Raw genomic sequence first — 5,144 nt, 5'->3', positions numbered from 1 at the left:
CTACATGTTCGATTACTTCTTCAATCGTATCCCAACGACCCAGCTCAACCATTGACAAGAAAGAGGCTGACAAAACACCCATTTCCAGTTCTGCTTTTGTAATTGAACTATACGACTCAATAGCAGTTAAATCTGCTGGCGCCAAACGCATCGCACCAGCATCTAGATCTAGCAAGTCTTCAATGTGAGCGATAGATTCCTGAATACTATCAGCTGTCAAACCAATAGATTTAGCCTCCGCATGAACTGCCGCCATATGCGTTAATGGGCTAAGATGAACATTATACTCCCGCCCTGCCACAATACCTGAAGCAACCGAGCGCAAACTAAAGCCAGACCCTGGGTTAAAGCTTTCACCAAAAGAAACGCCTTGCCCATCATTATCAATACAACCTTCCGTTGTATCGCACTTCATTCTGGTTCGACTATCAGCTGTCACTTCGACAACAACTGAGCCTTGTGAAATTTCCTGCTCAAGATTAAAGGTGTAGCGACCATTAGAGTCTGTTCTGACTGGACTCACCATTGGATTAACAGAACGAATAGTCTTGCCACCCTGCTCTTCTACTGAGTATAAGTTTACCAAGCCTTCTGAAACGACCCCTTTTATAGCGGTACCGCTAATCGTTGTAGTCACGGTATTGGTATTACCATCATCCGGAGTGGAATTTGACTCTTCACTGCCGCCACCAGAACCACAAGCCGTTAAAAGAATGGCCACACTTGAAGCTAATAGGTTCTTTGTAAGAGCGGCAATTCGCTTTTCACCAGTGTTGAGGAAAAATGTATGCATGAGAAGATTCCACTATTAAATTTCGATCTTGAGTAAGGAAATCTTAGCGCCAGAACACTTAAATTGACGGATAAAAATCATTATTTAGCAACAAAAAGCGTCAACTTTTCGACAAATGATAAAAAATGTGAAATCGATGACAGGTGATACAGCACAAAGTTCACAAAAAATCCGCCAGAGTCTAAGAAACAAGCACTAGGAGTTTTTATTTATTTGTGCTCGAGAAGCTGCTTTACAGGTTTGAATGAACGCCGATACAGATTATTGACGCCTAATTGACGAAGCGCTTCTAGGTGCGCTTTAGTGGGGTAGCCTTTATGCTGTGCAAGGCCATAACCTGGATATTCCTTATCCAACTCTTTCATTTCTCTATCCCTTGAAACTTTTGCGATAATTGAAGCAGCCGCAATACAAGCAACTCGTGAGTCACCCTTTACCACTGCTTCACTAGGAATATTTAGTTGAGGGCAGCGATTGCCGTCAATCAAAACATATTCCGGTTTTATTGAAAGCGATTCGACCGCTCTTTTCATTGCCAACATCGATGCATGCAAAATATTGATTTCATCAATTTCTTCGACACTGGCCCGAGTAATGCTACACGCTAATGCTTTTTCATGAATCTCATCAAACAACATCTCGCGTTTTTTTTCAGAAAGTTTCTTTGAGTCAGCCAAACCTTCAATAGGGTTTGCTGGATCGAGAATAACTGCGGCAGCTACGACTGGCCCAACTAAAGGCCCACGACCCACCTCATCTACACCAGCAAGCAGCTCACCATTATACTGACAAACAAAAGCTTCATATTCCTTAGTCACAATACTTCCTTATTTGCCACTTTCTATCAGCTTAACTACCGCGTCAGCGGCTTGTTCACTTGCATTTAACTTCAAGCTTTTATGCAGTTCACTAAACGACTCTTGAGTTTCAGTTGCCTTAGAAGGTAAAAAGCGCTCCATTACCTGCTTTCCAATTAATTCTGGCTGAGCATCATCCTGAACTAGCTCGGGAACAAGCTCTCGACCAGCCAGCAAATTAGGCAATGATATGAAAGGAGCCTTCAGTAAGCGCTTCATAATATAGTGCGTAATCTTGGAGACACGATAGGATACAACCATTGGACGATTTACCAGCATCGCTTCGAGCGTTGCAGTGCCCGACGCCAATACAATCACATCACTTGCAGCCATCACCTCACGCGAGCGACCTGAAATCAAGGTTAGCGGCAGGTTTACCTCGCAATCGTCTAACAAGGATAAAATTTGCTCTTTGCGCGCCTCATTAACATAAGGTAAAACAAATTTGATATTGGGGTCGCGCTCATACAACCAACACGCAGTATCAAGAAAGCTCTTACCTATATAAGAAATCTCACCTGCTCGACTTCCGGGAAGCAGTGCTACCAGTTTCGCATTTTGATCCAAGCCCAAAGCCTCACGAGCCGAGCTTTTATCTGAATGTTCTGGAATGCTGTCAGCCAGAGGGTGACCAACAAATCGTACTGCAACGTCATGCGCTTTATAAAATTTTGCCTCAAACGGAAAGAGAGTCAACATCAGATCGACTGCACGCGCTATTTTAAAAATACGCTTCTGACGCCATGCCCAAACAGAGGGGCTAACATAATGACCGGTTTTCAAGCCCTTTTTGCGCAAGGCCAATTCCAAGCCTATATTGAAGTCAGGGGCATCAATGCCAATAAAAGCATCCGGGCGTGATTTTAGAAAATGTTGTTTTAGGCGACGCCGAATACCAATCAGCTCAAAAATACGCCCAAGCACCTCAACAAGCCCCATAACAGAAAGCCGTTCCATTGGTACATGAGAGTTAAAACCCTCAGCTAGCATTAAAGGGCCACCAATACCTTCGAACCGAGCATTGGGATAACGCTTAAGCAGGGACTTGATCAAACCCGCACCTAAAATATCTCCGGAGGCTTCACCGGCTACCATTGCGATAGTCACTGGACGTTCAGATACAACGTTATCTGAAAGTTGTTCTTGAACCGATTGGTGTTCTTCAGCGCTACCCTTCATATCAGCCTAACGAATAATGCCCCGAGATGAGTTCTTGATACTTTCAACGAAGTGAGCAACATGTGCAGACGAAGCCGCTGCCTCTTCTAGCTCAATAAGCGCATCCTTCAAGTTCAAGCCTTGACGATAGATAACTTTATAGGCACGCTTTAGCTCCCGAATATCATCAGCGGTAAACCCTCTTCGCTTCAAACCTTCGGTATTCAGACCATGAGCCGAGGCAGATTGACCACTAGCCATGACAAAAGCAGGAATATCACGTAGAACAATACTCCCGCCAGCACTCATACTATGCGCCCCGATCTTACAGAACTGATGAACCATCGTTCCGCCACCCAAAATCACATTGCTTGCAACATGAACATGGCCCGCCAGGGTTGTGCTATTAGCAAAAATACAGTTATCACCGATAACACAGTCATGCGCTACATGTACATAAGCCATGAAGAGGTTATCACTACCAATGATCGTTTCCGACTGGTCCTGAGTAGTACCGCGATGAATAGTACAGTTTTCACGAATAATATTATTATCGCCAATAATTAATCGGGTAGGCTCTCCAGCATATTTTTTATCCTGGCACTCTTCTCCAACACTGGCGAACTGAAAGATCTTGTTATTCCGACCAATCGTTGTCGGCCCTTTAACAACCACATGAGAAAGTATCTGTGAACCTTCCCCTATCTCGACACCTTCACCAATATACGACCAAGGACCAACTTCCACACCAGCACCAATTATTGCCCCCTTTTCTACTATTGCTTGAGGGTGAACTTTAGTGTCTGAATGGATTTTGGCATCAGGGTGGATTGTCATTAACGTTCTCGCTCCGCTGTCATAATTTCTGCAATACAAGCAACCTCACCATCTACATATGCAGTACAGTCAAACTTCCAGATGTTATGCTTTGCTGCAATCAAATGAGATTCTAGTACCAGTTGATCGCCCGGAACAATTGGCCTTTTAAAGCGCGCTTTATTTGTTCCGGCAAAATAGTGTATTAAGTTTTCACTTGGCTTTTTGTTAGTCGTAATAAAGCCGAGTATGCCTGAAACCTGCGCTAGTGCCTCCAGCACAAGCACACCAGGCATGATTGGTTGATCAGGGAAATGTCCTTGAAAGTAGTTTTCGTTTACCGTCACATTTTTAAAGCCCTTGATCCACTCTCCAGCTTTAACCTCTGTAACTCGATCCACTAATAAAAAAGGGTAGCGGTGAGGAAGATATTCTTTAACGTCATTGATATCCATAATCATGAGATTCGACTCTTTTAAAGCAAGTTCAGGCAGTATCGCCAGCAGATCAAAACTATTTACTTGTCGGCAACAATCTTCTCTAATGCTTTTAAACGACCAGCCATTTTATCGAGCTGCCGAAGTCTTGCAATACTTTTCCGCCATTGAGCATTAGGCTGAACGCCCGTTCCAGACGAATACACGCCAGGCTCACTCAAGCTTTTTATCACCATCGTCATTGCAGTGATATGCACATCGTCAGTTATCGTTAAATGACCCGCTATACCACTTGCGCCGCCGATAACACAGTTCTTTCCGATCGTCGTACTCCCCGCAACAGCACAACATGCTGCCATGGCAGTATTTTCGCCAACACGGACATTGTGAGCAATTTGAATCTGATTATCGAGCTTAACGCCCTTCTCGATTACTGTATTGTCCAAAGCTCCACGATCAATGGCCGAATTAGCCCCGATTTCGACATCGTCCTCAATTACAACACCACCTAGCTGAACTATTTTTTCCCAGCCTCCCTTATTAGGAGCAAAGCCGAATCCATCTGAGCCTATCACGACACCACTATGAATAATGCAGCGCGCACCAATCGTCACGCCGTGATAGATATTGACGCCTGGATAAAGTCGAGTGCATTCACCTATCCGCGAGTCATCAGAAACTGTCGTATTTTCACCAATTACACAACCAGCCCCTAAGAAAACACCTTTACCAATTACTGCGCCAGCTCCCACAAAAACGCCTTCAGCGACCTCAGCAGTGTCATGCACAACAGCCGAAGGGTGGATATCTGAACCCGCACTAAGGTCAAGCTGGGTACTGTCCCACAAGTGAGTTAAACGCGCATACGCCAGGTAAGGGTTATCATGAATAATCAAATCTGCATCGTATGCTTCGGCTACCTGAGGGGTAACAATCACGGCACCGGCCTGGCTATCCGCTAAATATTTCTCATAGGCAGGATTCGCTAAAAAGCTTAAATCACCTGACTTAGCCGACTGCAGAGTCGAAAGGCCCGAGATGCTTATCGACGCATCACCTCGAACCTCTCCTTCCACATAGTCC

At 44.7% G+C, this 5,144-nt stretch carries 6 protein-coding genes; all 6 read right to left on the bottom strand.

Annotated features, from left to right (window positions below):
• A partial coding sequence (locus tag A3761_RS14715) for a hypothetical protein (protein ID WP_156491867.1) occupies window positions 1-793 on the bottom strand: 793 nt, incomplete at its 3' end.
• A gap of 209 nt (window positions 794-1,002) precedes the next feature.
• Window positions 1,003-1,611 carry a ribonuclease HII gene (gene rnhB / locus A3761_RS14710; protein ID WP_068508214.1) on the bottom strand — a complete coding sequence of 203 codons (609 nt, stop codon included), beginning with the start codon at window positions 1,609-1,611 and terminating at the stop codon, window positions 1,003-1,005.
• 9 nt (window positions 1,612-1,620) lie between these two features.
• On the bottom strand, window positions 1,621-2,829 hold the full coding sequence (gene lpxB / locus A3761_RS14705) for a lipid-A-disaccharide synthase (RefSeq protein ID WP_082865259.1): 1,209 nt from the start codon (window positions 2,827-2,829) through the stop codon (window positions 1,621-1,623).
• 6 nt (window positions 2,830-2,835) lie between these two features.
• Window positions 2,836-3,645 carry an acyl-ACP--UDP-N-acetylglucosamine O-acyltransferase gene (gene lpxA / locus A3761_RS14700; protein ID WP_068508215.1) on the bottom strand — a complete coding sequence of 270 codons (810 nt, stop codon included), beginning with the start codon at window positions 3,643-3,645 and terminating at the stop codon, window positions 2,836-2,838.
• Window positions 3,645-4,085, bottom strand: a complete 441-nt coding sequence (gene fabZ / locus A3761_RS14695; RefSeq protein WP_068507400.1) for a 3-hydroxyacyl-ACP dehydratase FabZ — start codon at window positions 4,083-4,085, stop codon at window positions 3,645-3,647. Before fabZ ends, lpxA begins: the two co-directional genes overlap by 1 nt.
• Before the next feature lie 56 nt (window positions 4,086-4,141).
• The coding region (gene lpxD, locus A3761_RS14690; RefSeq protein ID WP_369808225.1) for a UDP-3-O-(3-hydroxymyristoyl)glucosamine N-acyltransferase at window positions 4,142-5,144 on the bottom strand (1,003 nt) is incomplete at its 5' end.

This window comes from Oleiphilus sp. HI0123 (assembly GCF_001635315.1).
Note: the sequence above shows the minus strand (reverse complement) of the source record. Positions and strands in the feature narration are given on the sequence as shown.

Coding starts and splice junctions, on each gene's coding strand:
- fabZ (WP_068507400.1), bottom strand. CDS start 4,085: ATGATTATGGATATCAATGACGTTAAAGAATATCTTCCTCACCGCTAC.
- lpxB (WP_082865259.1), bottom strand. CDS start 2,829: ATGAAGGGTAGCGCTGAAGAACACCAATCGGTTCAAGAACAACTTTCA.
- lpxA (WP_068508215.1), bottom strand. CDS start 3,645: ATGACAATCCACCCTGATGCCAAAATCCATTCAGACACTAAAGTTCAC.